Consider the following 19,223-nt stretch of genomic DNA (forward strand, 5'->3'; position numbering starts at 1 on the left):
ACGCCGCTCCCGCTGATCTCGCAGTCCGACATGAAAGGATCGACGAGTGACCCTTCGCGAGCCCCCCTCCGACGCGGGCGCCCCGCTGTCCGGCGCAGGCGTGTCGTTCGTGATGCCGGTCCTCAATGAACGCGCCTACCTCGAGCACGCCGTCGCGTCGGTGCTCGCTCAGGACGTGGACGGGCCGACCGAGCTCGTGCTGGCACTGGGCCCCTCCTCCGACGGCACCACCGAACTCGCCGAGCGCATGGCCGCGCGCGAGCCACGGCTCCGGATCGTGCACAACCCCGCCGCGGACATCCCGGTCGGACTGAACGCCGCGATCCGCGCCAGCAGGTATCCGACGATCATCCGCGTGGACGCGCACTCCGAGCTCTCCTCCGGATACGCGGCGCGCGCCCTGGACACCCTCGAGCGCACCGGCGCGGCGAACGTCGGCGGCGTGATGCGCGCTGACGGACGCACCCCGTTCCAGGCCGCCGTCGCCCGCGCCTACAACTCACCGGTGGGTCTCGGCGGCGGCAGCTATCACGGCGGCACCAGGGAGGGCAGGGCGGAGTCCGCGTACCTGGGTGTCATGCGCCGCGCCGTCCTCGACGAGGTCGGACTGTTCGACGAGTCCATCCGGCGCGGCGAGGACTGGGAGCTGAATCTCCGGATCCGTCAGGCCGGTCACACGGTGTGGTTCGATCCGCAGCTCGCGGTGACCTACTGGCCGCGGGAGAGCTGGATCCGGCTCGCTCGCCAGTTCCGCTCCACAGGCGCGTGGCGCGGCGAGCTGGTGCGGCGCTACGGCCGCAGCAACGGCGTGCGCTTCTTCGCCCCGCCCGCGCTGCTCGTGCTCCTGGTGCTCGCGGTCGTCGTCGGCGTGCTGCAGGTGACCGGGGTGCTCGCGGGCATCGGCTCGGTCATCGCGTCCGCGGTGTATCTGCCGCTCGTCGCGTATGCGCTGCTCGTCATCGCAATGGCTCTCACTCCCGCACGCCCCCACGATCCGCCCCGCAGCCCGCGGGAGCGGCTGTGGACCCTCGCGGTACTGCCGACCATGCACCTCTCCTGGGGACTGGGCTTCCTGATGGGGGTGCTGCGCGGCGCGCACGACACCGTCGACACCTCACGGCTCGGGTCGCGGAACACCCCGCTGCCATGACCGGCGTACCTGCGCCTGTCTCCGGCCGCGCCCGAGAGGGCGTCAGGCCTCCAGCCAGCCGAGGTCCAGGATCCGGTCGACGACGCGGCCGGAGGCAGACCCGTCGTCGCGTCCATTGAACTGCGCCTGCCAGGCGACGTATTTCGGTGCATGCTGTGCCACCGCGGACATGTCGGAGAGCGCTGCGACCAGCTCCTCCTGAGTGTGCAGGAGCGGCCCGGGCGCACGTGCGGCGAGGTCGAAGTAGAAGCCGCGCAGCTTGCCCCGGTAGTGCTCGAGATCCGGCACCAGGAAGTACATCGGCTTGCCCGTCGCGCTGAAATCGAACATGACCGAGGAGTAGTCGGTGACCAGCGCATCCGCAGCGAGAAGCAGCTCCGCGGTATCGGGATAGCCGGTGACGTCGATCACGCGGGATCCGGCGTGGTCGCGCCCGGGGCGGATCGTGCGGGAGTGCCCGCGCACGAGCACAACCGCGTCGGCGGCCGCGGCGAGCGCATTCGGATCCACGAAGTCGACCATCTCGGACCGGTCGTCGCGCCAGGTCGGCGCATACAGCAGCACTCGCTCGCTCTCGCCGATCCCGAGAGCCGTGCGGACGCGTGCGGCGTCGCCCGTGAGGAGCACGTCGTTGCGGGGATAGCCGTCGACCCAGATCGGCTTCCGCAGGAACGCGTAGGCCTTGCGCAGCACGCGCTCCGCATAAGGGTTCTGCGCGAGCAGAACATCCCAGCGCCGGGATTCGCGGATGACCGCGAGCCAGCGCCGCGGATGCAGCCCAGGGCGGTGCAGCGCCAGCCGCTTGAGCGGAGTGCCGTGCCAGGTCTGCAGCACGCGCTGGCCGGGCTTGCGGTCGAACCGACGGCGCAGCCAGTCGTTCACCACGAGCAGCCGCGCGTCCGCACGCGCCCGCCACCACTCCGGCGAACCTTCGACGACGGCGATCGCCCCCTCCGGCACCGGGACGGAGAGGTCCACGACGCTCCAGTAGCGGGTCACGCGGGGTGCGCGTCGCGCGAGCTCGCGGTCGATCGCGCCGGGATTGCAGCCACTGGACTGCCCGTAGAACGACTCGAAGAACACCGCGTTCTCGCCGGCGCCCGGCAGCGCCGCGTAGCGGCCCTCGAGCGCGAGACGGCCCTCCGCGGTCTCGTAGGCGGGGTCGACGGGCGGCGCGATGCGCACGGTGCCGCTCGTCGCAGACACACGGAGCCCGGCGAGCAGCACGCTCCCGATCTCGAGGTCGTCGAGCGGGACGCCATCCACGGTCAACTCGTAGTCCCCACTCGGCAGCGGCAGCTCAGCCCCGCCCCAGCGCGAAGCCCGAAGCGGCAGTTCGGCGCTCCACGTGTCCGGACCGTCCTCGGCGACGATCGCGGCCGCGACAGCTCGGCGGCCGGCGAGCTCGACCTCGGCAGGCGCGGAGCCCTCCCCCGCGATCAGCAGCGCCTGCTGCTCCTCATCGACGCGGACAGAGGTGACGCGGGGGGTCGTCATGCGGTTCCCTTCGAAGCGGGGGTCGGAGATGCGTGGAACGCCGTCGCGGTGCCGGGCGTCGCCGCGCTCGTGGCGGCACCGGTGCGAGCGAGGATCGCGGCGAGCACACGGGCGGTGTTGCCGCCGTCACGATGCGCGTGCATGCGCGCGCTGAGCTCGCGGGAGAGGGCGGCACGGCGCTCGAACTCCGCATCCTCCAGCAGGGTCGCCTGCAGCTGCGCCGCCGCGTCGGTCCAGTCCGCAGCGGGGTCGGAGCCGGCGACCTCGGCGTACTCTCCGTAGAAGCCGCGCGAAGTGGCGTACGCGACCGGGTCCGGAGCGAGGTAGATCACCGGCATCGCGAGCAGCCCGACGTCGTAGGCCATCGACGAGTAGTCCGTCACGAGCACGTCGATCGCGGGCAGCACGGGCGTGATGTCGGGCACCAGCGCGGATCCGATCGTGCGAACGCGCTCCGACGGCGTGGGAGGGCGGTACTCCCCTTCGCCCAGAGGATGCGAGCGCACCAGCAGCACGCTGTCCGTGCGCTCGAGGACCTCGAGGATCCGCGTCCATTCCGTATCGCTCGGCACGGCGGGGTCTGGCGCTCCGTCGCGCCAGGTGGGCGCGTACAGCACCACGCGCGTGCCCTCGGCGATGGGGCCGACGGCGTCGTCGCGGCGCGCGACCGCGTCGGCACGACGTTCGGCCGGATCCCCGGCGGAGAGCACATCGACGCGCGGTTCGCCGGTCACGAGCACCTGCTGCACGCCCAGACCGAAGGCGGACTCCAGGCGCCCGCGGGAGCGCTCGGACGCCGCGGGCAGGACGCGGATGCGCCGGGTCTGCGCGCGGTAGAGCAGCCCGAGCAGCTTCTGCAGCGGCACGAAGCCGGGCAGGAACGCGCTCTGCACCGTGGCCGGGGAGTCGAGCCCGATGCGCTTGAGCGGGATGCCGTGCCAGAGCTGGACGAGATAGGCGCCCGATGTCGCGTAGCGGTTGACGTCGCCGAATCCGTGCGTGACGACGACCACGCCGGCACGGGCCGTGGCCCACCAGCCGCGAAGTCCGTTCTTCGGGATCGTGCGGATGCCGAGCGCTGCGGCATCGCGCTGCTCTCGGTCGGATCCGGTCAGCCAGAGCGGCTGCAGCCCCGCCTCGACCGCGGCCCGCCAGAGGGCGAGGGCGCCGTCTCCGATCCCCGCCCCGCAGCCGATCACCCAGCCGCGCCCGCGCGGGACGATCAGGGTCCCCACGCGTCCGAGCAGATAGAGCGGGATCCTCAGCAGCTTGCCGGCGTTGCCCGCACGGAAGGAGAAGGACGCCACCCCGCGAGCCTAGCGCCCTGTCGGCGGAGCCGACGAACGGATCCCCCGGGACCCAGACGAGGAAGGGCGCCACCCGCGACCGCGTCGCGAGGTGGCGCCCTTCTGCTTGGCAAGGTTCAGGCGCGGGTCACTGGGACAGCGTGCCCAGGGTGACCTTGATGTCCTGCGACTTCCCGCCACGGTTGACGGTGAGGGTCGCAGAGCTGCCGCCGGCGACCGAGCGCACCTGCGCGGTGAGGTCGCTGGCGTCGGTGATCGGGTTGCCGTTGAAAGCGGTGACCACGTCGCCGGCCTGGACGCCCGCATTCGCCGCCGCGCCGCCGCTCGTGACCGAGGCGATGGCAGCGCCCACGACCGTGGCGCCCTTCTGACCACTCGCGTCCTGCACGGTGGCGCCGAGCAGGCCGTGGGTGGCCTTGCCGTCGGCGATGATCTCGCCGGCGACGCGCTTGGCGATGTTCGAGGGGATCGCGAAGCCCACGCCGATGTTGCCGGACTGGCCCGACGACGAGGACGAGGATCCGGCGCTCGCGATCGCCACGTTCACGCCGATGAGCTTGCCGTCGCTGTCGACCAGCGCGCCGCCGGAGTTGCCGGGGTTGATCGCCGCGTCCGTCTGGATCACGGAGATGGAGATGGTCGCCGCGGCGCTCTGGGATCCGGATCCGCGTCCGGGGATGTCGAACTGGAACGGCTGCTGCGAACCGTCCTGGTTCGGGCTCTGCTGCTGGTCGCCGTTGGAGCCTTGCGAGGGAGCGGCGGACGACTGGATCTGGATGCTGCGGTTGAGCGCGCTGACGATGCCGGTGGTCACCGAGTTGGACAGGCCCAGGGGCGCGCCCACGGCGACCGTCATGGATCCGACGTTGACCTTGGACGAGTCGGCGAACTCCATCGGGGTCAGACTCGAGCCGTCCTTCACCTTGATCACGGCCATGTCGTAGGTGGGGTCGACGCCGACGACCGTGGCGTCGAGGATGCGGCCGTCCGAGGTGGTCACCCGGATCGTGGGATCGGAGACCTCGCCGTCCAGCGTCACCACGTGCGCGTTGGTGAGGATGTGCCCTTCCTTGTCGAGCACGATGCCGGATCCGGATCCTGCGGCGCTGGATCCGGAGACCTCGATCGTGACCACCGAAGGCACGGTCTTCGCGGCGATCGCGGTGGCCTCCGACACGGACTCGGGATTGTTCACCGTGACGGTGCTGGGCCCGGAGCTCGACTTCGTCGAGGAGGAGTTCGACGAGGTCAGCGAACCATAGCCGACGGCTCCGCCGACGCCGGCGAGGCCGCCGACGAGGGCCGCGGCGATGATGATCGCTGCGATCTTGCCGCCGCCGACGCCGCTCTTGGCCCGGGGCTCTGCGGCCGGAGCCGTGGTGGCGGCCGCACCGAATGCGGCGCCGGCGTGCGCTCCCGGATGCCCGGGGTTCACGGGCAGGGTCGGGTGCGCCTGCTCCGGTGCCGCGTAGGCGCCGGTGGGCGGGATCGGGGTGGTGGGCGCCGTGGCGCCGTCCGGGGCGGAGGCGCCCGGGGCGGCCGCGGGGGTGGACGAGAACGACGGGGGCACGGAGTGCCCAGCGTCGGGGTGAGGCGTCTGCTCGTTCATGTCTGCTCCTTTGAACCTTGCCCTTACAGACTGACGGCCGTTTCTGTGTTTTTCTTATGCTGGCTGGGAGATTCCGCTATGGCGTTACCCTGGGCGGCATGGGAATCCTGCCCGGCGCCTGGCGCCGCACGGCGGCCGGCGCCGGTCTGCTCTCCGCAGCCGGTGAGGTCGCCCCTACCATCTTCGCCGAGATCTCCGCGCTCGCGGGCCGCACCGGGGCGATCAACCTCGGGCAGGGGTTCCCCGATGAGGACGGTCCGGCCGAGGTCCTCGAGACCGCCCGCGCCGCGATCCTCGACGGCACGAACCAGTATCCGCCCGGACGCGGTGTGCCGGACCTGCTGCAGGCGATCGCCGAGCATCAGCGGCTCTTCTATGGTCTGGACGTCGATCCGGATCGCGAGGTCCTCGTCACCGCGGGCGCCACCGAGGCCATCGCCGCGTCTCTCCTCGCCCTCGTGGACGGCCCCGAGGACGAGATCGTGGTGTTCGAGCCGTTCTACGACTCGTATGCGGCGATCGCGGCGCTCAGCGGCGCCACGCTGCGCACCGTGCCGCTGCGCATGCCCGACTTCCAGCCGGATCCCGACGAGCTCGCGGCGGCGATCACGGATCGCTGCCGGGTGATCCTCGTGAACGACCCGCACAATCCCACGGGAGCCGTGCTGAGCGACGCCGTCCGGAGCGAGATCGTGCGCCTGGCGCACCAGCACGACGCGATCATCGTCACGGACGAGGTGTACGAGCACCTCGCCTTCGCCGGTCCGCATGTGCCGATCGCGACCCTGCCCGGCGCGGCCGAACGAACCCTCACGATCTCCTCGGCGGGCAAGACGTTCTCGGTGACCGGGTGGAAGATCGGCTGGATCCACGGCCCCGCCGAGCTCATCACCGCGGTGCTCAGCGTCAAGCAGTTCCTCACCTACGTCAACGGCGGGCCGTTCCAGCCGGCGGTGGCCGCGGGCCTGCGCCTGCCCGACGTGTTCTTCACGGGCGCCGCGGAGCAGCTGCGCGCGAAGCACGATCTCCTCGCGGAGGGCCTGAGTGCGGCCGGCTTCGAGGTGCACCGCCCGGACGGCGGCTACTTCACGGTTGCCGACGCCTCCGCGATCGGAGGGGCGGACGCTGACGCATTCTGCCGGGCGCTGCCGGAACGGATCGGTGTCGCGGCGATCCCGCTCACCGCGTTCGTGCGCCCCGAGCACCGGGAGGACTACCGCGGCCTGGTGCGCTTCGCCGCATGCAAGCGCCCCGAGGTGATCGCGGAGGCCGCAGAGCGCCTGGCAGGACTTCGCGCGGGAGTGTGAACGGGGGTCAGCGCGGCACGACCCGGTAGCGGCGCAGCCGCAGCACCGGATTGATCTCGCGGGTGCGGGCGACGAGCGCCGCGTCCAGGTCGGCGACGGCGATCCCCTCGCCTGTTCCGATCCCGGCGACCGTGACGCCCTGCGGATCGATCACGGCCGAATGCCCCACGCCGACCGGCGTCGGGTGATCGGCCGCGACGACGTATGCGGTGCTCTCGATCGCGCGCGCCGCGAGCAGCGTGGTCCAGTGGTGCTCCTTGAGCGGGCCGCGCACCCACTCCGCAGGCACCACGAGCGCCTCGGCGCCCGCGTCGACGAGGGTGCGGGCGACCTCGGGGAAACGCAGGTCGTAACAGGTCATCAGCCCGAACGTCATTCCGTCGACGGTGAAGGTCGCGGCATCGCCGAGCTCGCCCGCCTCGATCCAGCGCGACTCCGACTGACCGAACGCGTCGTACAGGTGCTGCTTGCGGTAGACGGCGAGCAGCCCCGTCCGGTCCACCGCGACGAGGGCGTTGCGGATCCGTCCTGCACCTGCCCGCTCGACCAGACCTGCGACGATCACGACCCCGTGCCGGTCCGCCAGCTCCCGCAGCCGACCGGTGAACGCGTCGTCCAGCTCCTCCGCGTTCGCGGCGAGGCTCTCGTCGAGCGGATCCACGAAGTAGCTGGAGTACTCCGGCAGCACGATCAGCCGCACCCCGCGTCCGGCGGCCTGCACGACGAGGTCGCCGATCCTCTCCCGGTTCGCCGCACGGTCGGCGACAGGCGCGAACTGGCACACGGCGACGGAAACGGTGACGGCGGTCATCGCTCCATCATCGCGCACCGTGCGGCATGGACAATCCGCGCACCCGAACTGACCGCAACCGGCGACGCACGCCACAGGCAGGAGGACAATGGAGACACTGGCCCGCGGCACGTCACCGGAGCCGGAGGAGGCGGTCCCCATGACCCCGCTCATCATCATCTCCGTCGTCGTGATCCTCGCGATCATCGTGTTCTTCATGTCCGTGCGCATCGTGCGGCAGTACGAACGCGGCGTCGTGCTGCGGTTCGGACGGCTGCACAACGTGCGGGAGCCCGGGATCCGGTTCATCTTCCCGATCGTCGACGTCATGATCAAGGTGCCGCTGCGGATCGTCACGCTGCCGATCCAGTCGCAGGGCATCATCACCAAGGACAACGTGACGGTCGGCGTCTCGGCCGTGGCGTACTACCGTGTGGTCGATCCGGTGAAGTCGGTGATCGCCATCGAGAACGTGCGCTCTGCGATCGACCAGATCGCGCAGACCACGCTGCGCAAGGTCGTCGGCCAGCACCACCTCGACGAGACCCTGTCCGACACGGCGGCGCTGAACGTGAACATCCGCGAGATCCTCGACGTGACCACAGTCGACTGGGGCGTGGAGGTCACCCTCGTCGAGCTCAAGGACATCCTGCTGCCCGACTCGATGAAGCGCGCGATGGCCAAGCAGGCCGAGGCCGAGCGCGAGAAGAGGGCGAAGATCATCGCCGCGGAGGGCGAGGCGCTCGCCGCCGCCCAGCTGGGCACCGCATCCGACACGATGATGTCGCACCCGCTCGCGCTGCAGCTGCGCACCCTGCAGACGCTCGTGGAGATCGGCGTGGACAAGAACACCCTGGTGATCGTGCCGGCGCCGCTGGTCAACACGATCGGCGAGGTCATGAACATGATCGACCGGGAGGCGGCGGTGGCGCAGGTGCGCGCGCACTGAGCAGCATCGGAGGGCGGCACCCGGGGCGCCGCCCTCCGATGTCGTCACGCGATGGGTTCGAGCGCCGGGTAGTCGATGTAGCCCTCAGCGGTGGCGCCGTAGAACAGCTCCGGTCGCGGCGCATTGAGTCCGGCGTCCTGCACCCAGCGCGTCGCCAGGTCGGGGTTGGCGATGACGGGCCGGCCGACGGCCACCGCGTCCGCCCATCCCTCGGCCACGAGCGCCTCCGCCTCCTCCTTGACGGTCACGGCGGCGAAACCCGAGTTGACGATGAGCGGCGCGCCGGCGCTGCGGCGGATGTGCTGCACGATCTCGGCGGTGGGCTGCGCGAAGAGAACGTCGACGAAGGCGAGCTCCAGGGGTGCGAGGCCCTGGGCGACCGCGGTGTACGAGGCCCAGGCGTCGGCGTCGTCCTGCTCGAGCACGCCCTGGATGTTGTGCTGCGGCGACAGCCGGATCCCGGTCCGCTCGGCGCCCACGGCGTCGGCCACGGCACGCGTGACCTCGACGGCGAAGCGTGCTCGGTTCTCGGGAGAGCCGCCGTAGCGGTCCTCACGGGTGTTGGACGCCGGCGAGAGGAACTGATGCACCAGATAGCCGTTCGCACCGTGTACCTCCACCCCGTCCATGCCGGCAGCGATCGCGTTGCGGGCCGCATCGGCGAACTGGGCGATCACCTCGGTGATCTCCTCCTCGGTCAGCGCGTGCGCGACCGGCAGCTCGGCCTTGCCGTGAGGGGTGTGCGTCTCCCCCGGCGCGGCGAGCGCACTGGGGCCGACCACGCGCGGTTCGCCCGAGATGTCGGGATGGGAGATCCGGCCGCCATGCATGAGCTGCATGACGATCGTGCCGCCTGCCGCGTGCACGGCATCGGCGATCCGCCGCCAGCCGTCGATCTGCGCGGGAGTCACGATGCCCGGCTGCCCCGGGTACGACTTGCCCTCCGCGGACGGCCAGGTGCCCTCGGTCAGGATGAGCCCCTGTCCGGACCTCTGCCGGTAGTACTCCTCCATGGTCGCCGTCGGCACGCCGTCCGCCCGGGCACGAGTGCGGGTGAGCGGGGCCATGACCACGCGGTTGGACAGCTGCAGGGCGCCGAAGACGGCGGGTTCGTAAAGATTCACAAGGAGGGTAAGGCGCGGCCCTCGCACGATATTCCGATACCGGCATGCGGATCGCCTGGGCACCGGATCGCGGCCCTCGGAACGACTCACGATCGCCGCATGACGAAGGCCCCCTGATCAGATTTCCCTGATCAGGGGGCCTTCTCTTGTTGCGGGGACAGGATTTGAACCTGCGACCTCCGGGTTATGAGCCCGGCGAGCTACCGAACTGCTCCACCCCGCGGCACAAGGAATAGCCTAACACGGGAATCGGCAGTGCGCGAATCGAGCGCTACTTCGTGGTGGTGCTGCCGCTCCCCTCGAGCTCGATCAGCCGGTTCACGGCGTCGGTGAGCTTCTGGTCCTGCACGGCGAACTCCGAGAGGTTCCCCGCCTTCAGCGCGGCGTCGCGCGCGACCATCGCCGCCTTCGCGTCCGCCAGGGCGGACTGGAACGCCGCGTCGCCGGTGGGCGGCGTGGTGCCGGTCCCCGTCCCGGGGGTCGGCGTCGGAGTGGGCGTGATGTTGTTGTCACCGCCCGCGGCGCCCGAGTCGCCGCCGAACAGCTGGTCCAGCGCCTCGGTGAGCGTGTCGGCGAAGGCGATCTTGTCGCCGAAGGCGACGAGGATCTTCTGCAGACGCGGCACCTGGGTGCCACCGGACGACTGCACGAAGACCGGCTGCACGTACAGGAACCCGCCGCCGACGGGCAGCGTCAGCAGGTTGCCGTGGGTCACCTTCGACTGCCCCTGCTTGAGCAGGTTGAGCTGCTGGCCCACGGTCGGATCCGAGTCGAACGAGTTCTGCACCTGGCCGGGGCCCGGCACCGTGGTGTCGGCGTCGATCTCCAGCATGCGCAGCTTGCCGTAGGAATCCGATTTCTTCCCCGCGGTCGAACCGGCATCCGCGTCGACAGACAGATAGCCCATCAGCACGTTCCGGCTGTTCGATCCCTGCGACGCGGGGATGAAGCTCGTGTACATGGAGAACTGGGACTGCTCCTGCCCGGGCATCTTCATGGTCAGGTAGTACGGAGGCTGCAGCTCGGGGTTGGCCGAATCGCTCTGCGGGTCGTTCGGGGTCTCCCAGAGGTTGTCCTGCCGGGCGAACGAGGCCGCGTCGTTGACGTGATAGGTGCCGAGCATCGCGCGCTGCACCTTGAACAGGTCGGTGGGGTAACGCACGTGGCTCATGAGCTGCGCCGACATGTCGCTGATCGGCTTGAGCGTGGACGGATAGATCTTCTGCCAGGTCTTCAGCACCGGGTCGGTCGGATCCCACGCGTACAGGGTGACCTTGCCGTCGTAGGCGTCGACGGTGGCCTTGACCGAGTTGCGGATGTAGTTGATGTCGTCCGTCACGAAGCCGGGCTGGGTGTTGACCGAGTCGCTGATCGCCTTGGGCAGGTTGACGGTGGTCGAGTACGGGTAGCTCGAGCTCGTGGTGTAGCCGTCCACGATCCACACGATCCGGCCGTCCACGATGCTCGGGTACGGGTCGCTGTCCAGCGTCAGGTACGGCGCCGCCTTCTGCACTCGATCCTTCGGTGCACGGTCGTAGAGGATCTGGGAGTCCTCGTTCACGCTCTCCGAGAACAGGATCTGCTCGGACTGGAACTTCAGCGCGTACAGCAGCTTCGTGAAGAAGTTGCCGACCCGCGGTCCGCCGTCACCCGTGAACGTCGTCTTCGTCTGGTTCTCGCTGGAGTCCTTGCCGCGCGGATAGTCGATCTCGACCGGCGCGGTGCCCTTCGGCGCTCCCACGATCGAATAGGCCGGCGAGTTCTCGCCGAAGTACACTCGCGGCTCGAACTTCTGGGCGTCGGTCAGCGTGCCCGAGGTCGGGATGCCCCGCTCCAGGAAGACCGGCTCCCCGTCGTCGGTGCGCTTGTTGCCGGCGGCGGCGACGAGGCCGTAGCCGTGCGTGTAGACGAGGGTGTTGTTGTTCCACGTCGGGCTGCCGATGCGGTCCGTGTCGATCTCGCGGACGGCGACCACCGCATCCTGGGTCTTGCCGTCGATCGTGTAGCGGTCGACGTCGAGCTTCGACGGGAACTTGTAATAGCTCCGGTACTGCTCGAGCTGCTGGAACGTCGGCCCGATCACATTCGGATCCATGATGCGGATCGACGCCGTCGTGTCGGCGTCGCTGCGCAGCTGCCCCGACTCGGCCGTGGTCTGCGCCTTGAACGGGGTGGTCTCCACGCCGTTGATCCCGTAGGCCGCCTTGGTGGCGGTCAGGTTGCGCTCGTAGTACTGCGCCTGCAGCTGGTTCTGGTTCGGCTTCACCTGGAAGGTGTTCACCGCCCACGGATAGGCGATGCCGAGCACGAGGGCCGCCACGATGAGCAGCGCGGTCGCCGCCAGCGGGAAGCGCCAGTGCCCGATCACCGCGGTGACGAAGAAAAGCACGGCCACGAGCGCGGCGATGATCGCGAGGATCGACAGACCGGGGATCACCGCGTTGACGCCGGTGAAGGCCGCACCCGTGATCTTGTCCTCAGTGGTGGTGAGCGTCTTGTAACGGTCCATCCACAGGCTCACCGCCTGGGTCAGCAGGTAGACGCCGGCGATCACGGCCAGCTGCACACGGGCCGCCTTGGAGATGCGCAGCTCCCCCTGGCCGATCCGCACCGAGCCGTACAGGTACAGCACGAGCGCCGACACCAGCAGCGACAGGATCAGCACCGCGGAGATGAAGCCGAGCAGCGCCTCGTAGAAGGGCAGGTCGAACAGGTAGAAGCCGGTGTCCAGGTGGAACTGGGCGTCCTTCTGGCCCGTCGCGGTGCCGTTCGCCCACTGCCACACGGTCTCCCACTGCCCCGCGGCGGCGAAGCCGGCGAACAGGCCGAAGAAGACCGGCATCCCCCACATCGCCAGGCGACGCAGCGGCTCGACGACCTCCTGGTACCGGTCCAGCTGCGAGCTCAGCCGCACGTAGACGGGCCGCATCCGGTAGGCCAGCTGGATGGCGATGAACATCGGCACCGCCATGCCGAGGAAGCCGACGACGAACATCGTCGCAGTCGCGATCCAGCGGGTGGTGAGCACGCCGGCGAAGTTCAGCTGGTCGTACCAGAGGAAATCGGTGTACATCGATGCGAACACGAAGAACGCGGCGATGAGCACGGCGAGGATCACCACCGTCGCGAGGACGATGCGTCGGGCAGTACGGGGCGCGGCCGGTGCGGGTGAGGTGGTCACCGTCCCATCCTAGGTCGGCGCTTTGTCGAGATCCCGAGCCGCGGGCGCCCCGGCTTCGCCCGTCGCGAACGCGCGGGCTACTTCTTCAGGTCTGCCGCCGTGCACGTGGGCAGCGCGGCGACGTCTCCCCCGTCGGCGATGACCTTGAGCGCATCGAGCGACTGCTCCAGGGTGTCGGTGCGCACGACCGTCAGCCCGGAGGGGACGTGGCCGTAGACCTCGTCGCAGTTGGACCCCGGCGCGAGGAAGTAGTCCGCGCCGGCCGCGCGCGCACCGTAGAGCTTCTGCCGGATGCCGCCGATCGGGCCGACCGTGCCGTCCGCGGTGATCGTGCCGGTGCCTGCGACCTGCTTGCCGCCGTTGAGGGCCCCGGGGGTGAGCGTGTCGATGATGCCCAGCGCGAACATCATGCCGGCGCTCGGACCGCCGACGTTGTCCAGCTGCAGCTTCACATCGATCGGGAAGTCGTACTTCTGCTGCAGCGTGATGCCGAGCAGCCAGCGGCTGCTTCCGCTCTGGACCTGCTTCTTCGGGGTGACCGAGACGTCCTGCCTCGTGCCATCGCGTTCGATCGTGAGCGTGACAGGAGATCCCGCCGACTGCTGGATCTCCGCCCGGACCGCGTCCGTGTCCGACGGATTCGCGCCGTTGACGGCGATGACCGCATCTCCCGCCTTCAGGATCCCGTGCGCGGCGCCGTCGTCGGTGACCGAGGCGACCTGGATCGTAACCGGCACGTCGTGGCCGAGTTCACGCAGGGCTGCGGCGGTGGCCTCCTGCTGCGAGTCGACCATCATCAGCTGGTTCGCCTGATCGCGCTGCGTCGTGGTGACCCCCTGCGGGAAGACGGCGTCGACCGGCACCACGGCCTTGGACGGGTCGAACCAGGCCAGCACGAGCTGCATCCACGACGGCGGGTTCTCCCGGTTGCCCACGACCTGCACGGTGGTGAGATCCAGCGCACCCTTGGTGGGATGGGTGTCGGCGCCCGTGACGGAGATCAGCCGCACGGACTTGCCCTTCGCGTCCTTGACCTCGCCAAGAGTGTTGAAGACCGGTCCCGGCTGCTCGATGACATACGGCAGCGGGAGGAAGGTCAGCACCAGCAGCGCGACGAGCGACACGATGAACGCGATCAGCCCGATCCGGGTGCCCCGGGGTGCACGCCGCCGCCCGCGCGTCGCTCCCGCGTCGGATCCTCCGCGCCCGGTCTGCTCGGGATCGCTCGGCGCGGGACTGATCGTCACAGGGCCTCCAGGCCGGGGGTCTGATGCTCGTTCGCGAGCGGCGTACAGCGGAGCGGTCCGTTCCCGGCGCATCCTGTGGTGGTGCAACTAGCGTAGTCAGCACGGGCTATACACGTGCTGAGAGGGCTCCCGATGGCTGAGAACGACCCGAACTCCGACGACTTCCTGCAGTTCCTCCGCCGTATGCTCGGCGGGTCGGCGGATGACTTCGACCTGAGCGCCCTGCAGGGCATGCAGGGGCTGAACCTCGACCCCGCGATGATGCAGCAGATGATGCAGCAGATGCAGGGCGCCATGAACGGCGACCCGTGGGAGACCACGCTGCGGCAGGCGCTGCACATCGCCAACCGTGATGGTCAGGGCATCGACACGGGCTCCCGCGCGTCGATCGCCGACGCCTTCGCCCTCGCGGATCTCTGGGTCGGCGAGGCGACCACGATCTCCGAGCTCGGCTCCGCCCCGCGCGCCCTCACGCGCGGCGAGTGGGTCGAGCAGACCCTTCCGGTATGGAAGGAGGTCGCCGCCCCGGTGTCCACGAGCATCGCCGACGCGCTGATGAGCGCGCTCGAGGGCCAGACCCCCGAAGAGATGCAGGGCATGGTTCAGGGCGCAGGGCGCCTGATGCGCGGCATCGGCAGCTCGGTGTTCGCGATGCAGTTCGGTCAGGTGCTGGGCAACCTGTCGCTCGAGGTGGTCTCCGGCGGCGACGTGGGCATCCCCGTGCTGCCGGCCGGCACCGCGGCCGTCATCCCGCAGAACCTCGCTGCATTCGGCGAAGGGCTGGAGATCCCGGAGGATCAGATCGCGCTGTACCTGGCGGCCCGGGAGATCGCGTACGCCCGGCTGTACCGGCACGCGCGCTGGCTGCACCTGCACGTGATGACGCAGATCACCGAGTTCGCGAAGGGCGTGACGGTCGACGTCGACAAGCTCGAGGACGTCGCCGGCCGGCTCGATCCGTCGAACCCCGAGGAGCTCCGCGAGGCGATCGAGGGCGGGGCGCTGCTGCCGGAGCTGTCGGATGCACAGCGAGAGGCGCTGGAGCGGCTGGAGAACCTCATCGCCACCATCGACGGCTGGGTCGACGTGGTCACCACCCAGGCCACCTCGCGGCTGCCCGACAGCGTTCGGATCGCCGAGGCGGCCCGCCGCCGTCGCGCGGCGGGAGGCCCCGCAGAGGACGCGCTGGGCGCCCTGGTCGGGCTGAAGATCCGGCCGCGCCGGCTGCGCGAGGCCGCCGCGATGTGGCGGGCCGTCACCGAGGCGGTCGGCGTGGAGGCCCGCGACGCGCTGTGGGACTATCCCGACCTGATGCCGGATGCGTCCGACATCGATGATCCGGCCGCGCTCGTGGCGCGGCTGCAGTCGCGCGCACGGGGCGAGCAGCCCGCGCCCGACGAGATGGACGAGGCGCTCGAGCGGCTGCTGAACGGCGAGGACTTCGGCGATCCGGAGAAGTCGGATGATCCCGGGGCCGTGAACGGTTCCGAGGATGACGGATCGGGCGAACCGGACGGCTCCGGCGATGGGTCCGACGAGAAGCCGGTCTGACCGAGTTCTCCACCGATCGCGCATCCGGCCTCCAGGCAAGGTCTTGGACCGGTCATGATCGGGGCATGTCCACGATCCGACTCGATCCGGCGCACCCCGTGCTCTGGCGCGACGCCGACACCGTGCAGCTCGGCGCCGACCCGGCGCTGACACTGCACGTGGAAGCGCCGTGGATCCCCCGCATGCTGCAGGAGCTCGCGCACGGGATCCCCGCCCGCGCGTTCGAGGTCGTCGCCCACGGAGTCGGCGCGCCGCTGCCCGCCGCCCGAAGACTGCACGCCCAGCTGGAGCCGGTGCTCGTCGAGGTGGTCCCCCGGGCCGCGACACGGCTGGCGCCGTCGCCCGTGGTCGGGGCCCGCACGCTGCTCCGCCTCGAGGAGGCGCTCGCGGATGCCGGCGTCGATGTCGTGGACGACACGGACACGGTCGCGGTGGTCGTCCGGCACGGGGCCGTAGCCGCGCGCGACGCCGCGGCGATGCTGGCAGACGATCTGCCGCACCTGCCGTTGGCCTTCGATGCCGGCGGATCGACCGTCGGACCCCTCGTGGTGCCAGGGCGGACCCCGTGCCTTTCCTGCCGCGACTCGCACGACCGCGAACGGGATCCGTCCTGGGCGGCCCTGCATGTCCAGCTGCTCGAGCGGGATCCGGGCCGGGTCCCGCTCGGCGGGATCGCGTCCGCCGCGGAGGCGATCGCCGACCTGCTCAGCACGCGATCCCAGGCCGTACGCGACGGCTCGGGCCGGCTGATGCGGATCACCCGCGACGGGCGCCGATCATCGCGGACGGTGGAATTTCACGCAGACTGCCTCTGCCGATCTCCGCAAGGAAGCGAGACGGGCGCCGCCCTGCGCGATCCGCATCCCGCGACCACGTCATCGTCAGCGCTCGCGCGGCCCGCGTGACTCCGACGTACGCGAGCCGGCGCTCCTCGTCGATCGCGTCGAAGCCCGTCGCGTACGAGATCGGCAGCAGACCCTCCGAGCAGCCCACGAGATACACGTGCGGCCATTCCAGGCCCTTCGCGGCGTGCAGCGTGGACAGGGTCACGGTCCGCAGCACCGGCTCGTGCTGATCCTTGGCCCGGGCGAAGAGGTCGTCCGCGAAGCTGCGCATGGTGGTGCCGGCCGGAGCGTCCTCGGCGAGGCGCAGCACGGCGCGGCGGGCCTCCCAGGCGTCGCGCAGTGCTCCGCCAGCCTCGGGCGGATCGTCCGTGTAGCCGAGGCCGCGCAGCACGTCGCGCACGGCGCCGAGGAACGAGTGCTGCTGCGGCGCGACAGCGGCGGCGCGCAGGCCCTGCACGGCCTGACGCACCTCCGGCAGGTCGAAGAAGCGCTTCCCTCCCAGCACCGTGGCCGCGACCCCGGCCGCGGCGAGCGCCTGCAGAAGCGCCCCGGATTGCGAGTGGGCACGGTAGAGCACCGCGATCTCCTCGGGTGACACCCCCTCGGCGATGCGCGCGGCGATCGCCGCAGCGACCCCGCGAGCCTCCTCCGCGTCGTCGTCGAACGCCACCACGACCGGGTCATGCACGGGGATCGCCGGCGGCTCCTCGGATTCGGGGGCTGCGGCCGGCACGAGCTCGAGCGCCCCGGGACGTCCCTTCATGAGCGCGTTGGCCACACCGAGCACCCCGGCCGCGGAGCGGTAGTTGGTCTCCAGCCGCACCACCGTCGCATCGGCGTGACGGCGCTCGAAGTCGAGCAGGTAATGCTGGTCGGCGCCCGCGAAGGAGTAGATGGTCTGCGAGGCGTCACCGACCACGCAAAGGTCCCCGCGGTCGCCGACCCACAGCTCGAGCAGACGGTGCTGCAGCGGGGAGACGTCCTGGAACTCATCGACCGTGAAGTGCCGGTACTGCTCGTGCACCGCGGCGGCGACCCGGGGTTCCGCCTCGAGCATGCCCGCGCACGCGAGCAGCACGTCCTCGAAGTCGAGCTGATGCCGGTCATCCTTGAGCGTCTCGTAGGCGCGGGAGAGCTCGGCCACCTGGTTCTCGTCGAACCGCCCGACGGACCGTCCGCGCCGCGCCGCCTCTTCGATGGACAGCATGGAGACCTTGCGCCACTCGATCGCGGAGGCCAGATCGCGCAGCGTGGCGGTGTCGGGCCGGAGGCGCAGCATGTCCGCGGCCTGGGCCAGCAGGCGCACCTTGTTGTCCACGATCGCGGGGGCGGGGGCTCCTGCCAGTTGCGGCCAGAAGAAGCCGAGCTGAGAGAGGGCGGCGGCGTGGAACGTGCGTGCGGCGACGCCCTGCACGTTGAGCGCGCGCAGTCGGCCGCGCAGCTCCCCCGCCGCTTTCGCGGTGAACGTCACGGCCATGACGCGTGACGGCGTATAGGCGCCTGTCTCGACGCCGTGCGCGATGCGGTGCGTGATCACCCGGGTCTTACCGGTGCCCGCACCTGCGAGCACGGCGACCGGTCCGCGCAGCACGGACGCGGCTTCCCGCTGGCGTTCGTCGAGGCCGTCGAGCGCGCTCACCGCCGAAGCCAGTCGACGATGAGACGGTGCGCGATCGATGCCGCGCCGGGCAGTCCCACGGGTCCGTTCCCCTCGAGAGCGGATCCGACCTCCGCGCGGGTGAGCCAGCGCACGTCGATGATCTCCTCGCCGTCGCCCTGCACGCCGTCCTCGTCCACGGCGGTGGCGTGGAACCCGACCATGAGCGAGCGGGGGAACGGCCACGGCTGAGAGGAGAAGTACTCCACGTCGCGGACGCGCACGCCCGCCTCTTCGAACAGCTCGCGGTGCACCGTGGTCTCGAGTGACTCCCCCGCCTCGACGAAGCCCGCGAAGCAGGAGTAGAAGCGGCCCTTCCACTGCGCATTGGCGCCGAGGAGCAGGCGTTCGCCGTCGGCGCTCTGCACAGCCACGATCACGGCGGGGTCCGTACGGGGGAAGTGCTCCCGCCCGCACGAGGGGCAGTGCCGGGACCAGCCGCTCTGCCTCAGCTCGGCCGCGCTGCCGCAGGCGGGGCAGAATCCGGCGTCGTGCAGCCATCCGGCCAGGGCGATGGCGGAGACGACCAGTTCCGCGTCGACCTCGTCAACCACGGGGAGAGCTTCCCGCAGGTCGCTCCAACGCGGCGCCCAGGATCCGTCCGCGTCCGTGTCATCTTCCGGATCCTGTAGTGCGAGAAGCAGACCGGATCCGTCGGCACGACGTCCCAAGAGAGCCCATTCCCGCGTGCGGGCGAGGACGGGGTCACCGGCGGAGAGGAGGATGAGGCCGTCGTCCAGGGGCACGCGGCGCTCACGCACGACGAGCACTCCGGTGCGGGGATCGGCGCGGAGACGGGTGATCGTCTGCGGGTCGTCGCGCCACTGCGCACCCTTGTCGAGTGCCGCACGCTCGGGGGCACCTTTGTCGGCTGCTGCGCCCTCGGGGGCGGCTCCGTCGAGCACTGCGCCCTCGGCGACCACGCCATCCAGGACGGCGGCGTCCAGGACCACGGTGTCATCGGCGTTCGGTTCGGGGACGGTCTCCGGCACGGTCTCGACTCCCCTTC

13 protein-coding genes and 1 tRNA gene are annotated in these 19,223 nt (G+C 70.5%); 4 read left to right on the forward strand and 10 right to left on the reverse strand.

Annotated features, from left to right (window positions below):
* Positions 1-112 precede the first annotated feature (112 nt).
* Complete coding sequence (locus AB4078_RS05035; protein WP_441976445.1) at positions 113-1,150, forward strand: glycosyltransferase family 2 protein; 1,038 nt, start codon at positions 113-115, stop codon at positions 1,148-1,150.
* 42 nt (positions 1,151-1,192) lie between these two features.
* Here AB4078_RS05035 and AB4078_RS05040 read toward each other — a convergent pair whose 3' ends face one another.
* The 3 genes from AB4078_RS05040 to AB4078_RS05050 all read right to left on the reverse strand — a co-directional run bounded on the left by AB4078_RS05040 (position 1,193) and on the right by AB4078_RS05050 (position 5,563).
* Positions 1,193-2,647: a CDP-glycerol glycerophosphotransferase family protein gene (locus AB4078_RS05040; protein ID WP_441976208.1), complete on the reverse strand. Its 1,455-nt coding sequence runs from the start codon at positions 2,645-2,647 to the stop codon at positions 1,193-1,195.
* Positions 2,644-3,954 (reverse strand): CDP-glycerol glycerophosphotransferase family protein, encoded by a 1,311-nt coding sequence (locus AB4078_RS05045; RefSeq protein WP_441976209.1) that lies wholly within the window; start codon positions 3,952-3,954, stop codon positions 2,644-2,646. The genes AB4078_RS05040 and AB4078_RS05045 overlap by 4 nt, the downstream gene beginning before the upstream one ends.
* 127 nt (positions 3,955-4,081) lie before the next feature.
* The gene (locus AB4078_RS05050) at positions 4,082-5,563 is read right to left on the reverse strand and encodes a S1C family serine protease (RefSeq protein WP_441976210.1); all 1,482 of its coding nucleotides are present in this window, start codon (positions 5,561-5,563) and stop codon (positions 4,082-4,084) included.
* A 98-nt stretch (positions 5,564-5,661) separates the two neighbouring features.
* Here AB4078_RS05050 and AB4078_RS05055 point away from each other — a divergent pair, with 98 nt between their 5' ends.
* Positions 5,662-6,870 carry an aminotransferase class I/II-fold pyridoxal phosphate-dependent enzyme gene (locus tag AB4078_RS05055; protein WP_441976211.1) on the forward strand — a complete coding sequence of 403 codons (1,209 nt, stop codon included), beginning with the start codon at positions 5,662-5,664 and terminating at the stop codon, positions 6,868-6,870.
* A gap of 7 nt (positions 6,871-6,877) precedes the next feature.
* Here AB4078_RS05055 and AB4078_RS05060 read toward each other — a convergent pair whose 3' ends face one another.
* Entirely contained in the window at positions 6,878-7,681 is an 804-nt protein-coding gene (locus AB4078_RS05060; RefSeq protein ID WP_441976212.1) for a carbon-nitrogen hydrolase family protein, read from the reverse strand.
* A 139-nt stretch (positions 7,682-7,820) separates the two neighbouring features.
* On the opposite strand from AB4078_RS05060, the gene AB4078_RS05065 reads away from it, so the two are divergent.
* Complete coding sequence (locus tag AB4078_RS05065; protein ID WP_441976213.1) at positions 7,821-8,609, forward strand: SPFH domain-containing protein; 789 nt, start codon at positions 7,821-7,823, stop codon at positions 8,607-8,609.
* 44 nt (positions 8,610-8,653) lie between these two features.
* On the opposite strand, the gene AB4078_RS05070 is transcribed toward AB4078_RS05065, so the two are convergent.
* The 4 genes from AB4078_RS05070 to AB4078_RS05085 all read right to left on the reverse strand — a co-directional run bounded on the left by AB4078_RS05070 (position 8,654) and on the right by AB4078_RS05085 (position 14,059).
* Positions 8,654-9,733, reverse strand: coding sequence for an alkene reductase (locus AB4078_RS05070; protein ID WP_441976214.1), 1,080 nt, complete (start codon positions 9,731-9,733; stop codon positions 8,654-8,656).
* Between the two features lie 149 nt (positions 9,734-9,882).
* Positions 9,883-9,956 (reverse strand) — tRNA-Met (locus AB4078_RS05075).
* Positions 9,957-10,004: 48 nt separating this feature from the next.
* Positions 10,005-12,914: a UPF0182 family membrane protein gene (locus tag AB4078_RS05080; RefSeq protein WP_440734514.1), complete on the reverse strand. Its 2,910-nt coding sequence runs from the start codon at positions 12,912-12,914 to the stop codon at positions 10,005-10,007.
* Between the two features lie 77 nt (positions 12,915-12,991).
* Positions 12,992-14,059, reverse strand: a complete 1,068-nt coding sequence (locus tag AB4078_RS05085; RefSeq protein ID WP_441976446.1) for a YlbL family protein — start codon at positions 14,057-14,059, stop codon at positions 12,992-12,994.
* 234 nt (positions 14,060-14,293) lie between these two features.
* On the opposite strand from AB4078_RS05085, the gene AB4078_RS05090 reads away from it, so the two are divergent.
* Positions 14,294-15,712: a zinc-dependent metalloprotease gene (locus AB4078_RS05090; RefSeq protein ID WP_441976215.1), complete on the forward strand. Its 1,419-nt coding sequence runs from the start codon at positions 14,294-14,296 to the stop codon at positions 15,710-15,712.
* A gap of 756 nt (positions 15,713-16,468) precedes the next feature.
* Here AB4078_RS05090 and AB4078_RS05095 read toward each other — a convergent pair.
* Positions 16,469-18,196: an ATP-dependent helicase gene (locus AB4078_RS05095; RefSeq protein ID WP_441976216.1), complete on the reverse strand. Its 1,728-nt coding sequence runs from the start codon at positions 18,194-18,196 to the stop codon at positions 16,469-16,471.
* Positions 18,193-19,206 carry an NAD(+) diphosphatase gene (nudC, locus tag AB4078_RS05100; protein ID WP_441976217.1) on the reverse strand — a complete coding sequence of 338 codons (1,014 nt, stop codon included), beginning with the start codon at positions 19,204-19,206 and terminating at the stop codon, positions 18,193-18,195. Before nudC ends, AB4078_RS05095 begins: the two co-directional genes overlap by 4 nt.
* Between the last annotated feature and the right edge of the window lie 17 nt (positions 19,207-19,223).

Origin of the sequence: Microbacterium sp. 2MCAF23 (assembly GCF_052115565.1) — a bacterium.
Classification (GTDB): domain Bacteria; phylum Actinomycetota; class Actinomycetes; order Actinomycetales; family Microbacteriaceae; genus Microbacterium.

Bases quoted from the DNA above. Each gene is read 5' to 3' on its own strand.
- AB4078_RS05035 (WP_441976445.1), top strand. From the start codon at position 113: ATGCCGGTCCTCAATGAACGCGCCTACCTCGAGCACGCCGTCGCGTCG.
- AB4078_RS05040 (WP_441976208.1), bottom strand. From the start codon at position 2,647: ATGACGACCCCCCGCGTCACCTCTGTCCGCGTCGATGAGGAGCAGCAG.
- AB4078_RS05050 (WP_441976210.1), bottom strand. From the start codon at position 5,563: ATGAACGAGCAGACGCCTCACCCCGACGCTGGGCACTCCGTGCCCCCG.
- AB4078_RS05055 (WP_441976211.1), top strand. From the start codon at position 5,662: ATGGGAATCCTGCCCGGCGCCTGGCGCCGCACGGCGGCCGGCGCCGGT.
- AB4078_RS05060 (WP_441976212.1), bottom strand. From the start codon at position 7,681: ATGACCGCCGTCACCGTTTCCGTCGCCGTGTGCCAGTTCGCGCCTGTC.
- AB4078_RS05065 (WP_441976213.1), top strand. From the start codon at position 7,821: ATGACCCCGCTCATCATCATCTCCGTCGTCGTGATCCTCGCGATCATC.
- AB4078_RS05090 (WP_441976215.1), top strand. From the start codon at position 14,294: ATGGCTGAGAACGACCCGAACTCCGACGACTTCCTGCAGTTCCTCCGC.